This window comes from Stenotrophomonas sp. CASM106 (genome assembly GCF_049384825.1).
In the GTDB taxonomy this organism is placed as follows: Bacteria; Pseudomonadota; Gammaproteobacteria; order Xanthomonadales; family Xanthomonadaceae; genus Stenotrophomonas; species Stenotrophomonas muris.
In genome coordinates, this window is sequence record NZ_JBMRFS010000032.1 from 1 (window position 1) to 517 (window position 517).

Annotated in this window: 1 protein-coding gene; it reads right to left on the reverse strand. The window is 67.7% G+C overall.

Annotated features, from left to right (window positions below; genetic code table 11):
* Nucleotides 1-238: 238 nt before the first annotated feature.
* The coding region (locus VG556_RS22360; protein WP_423180051.1) for a M13-type metalloendopeptidase at nt 239-517 on the reverse strand (279 nt) is incomplete at its 5' end.

Here is a 517-nt window from a genome sequence, read left to right on the forward strand (position 1 = left end):
CATCACGGCGCATCCGCCGGGCATGGCCCGGCGCTACCGGGTGTGTGGCATCGACACCGCATGCACGCATCACGGTGGCTCTGCCGTGTCGTGCGCCAACCAAGGTCGGCATCTACCAACGGCGTGGGCCTGCACAGGCGCAGCAGATCCACGCCCTGCGTGGATGACGGGCGCGGCAATAAACTAAGGCCCGGGAGTTCCCGGGCCTCTGCAGGTCTACCTTGGCATCAGCCAGGGCTTACCAGATCACCACCTGCTGCTCGCCGGCGCGGGCCATCGGCGAACCAGCCTTGCACTGGAAGGCCGCGGCAAAGGTCGGCAGGTTCGACGGCGCACCCATGGCGCGGAACTGCGCCGGCGCGTGCGGGTCGGTGGCCAGGCGGACCTTGGCGTTTTCCGGGGTGTACTTGGTGCGCCACACGGTGGCCCAGTTGAAGAAGAAGCGCTGGTCGCGGGTGAAGCCATCGACCTTTGCATCTTCCTTGCCGGCGGAGGCCTTCTGCAGGGCGTCGTAGGC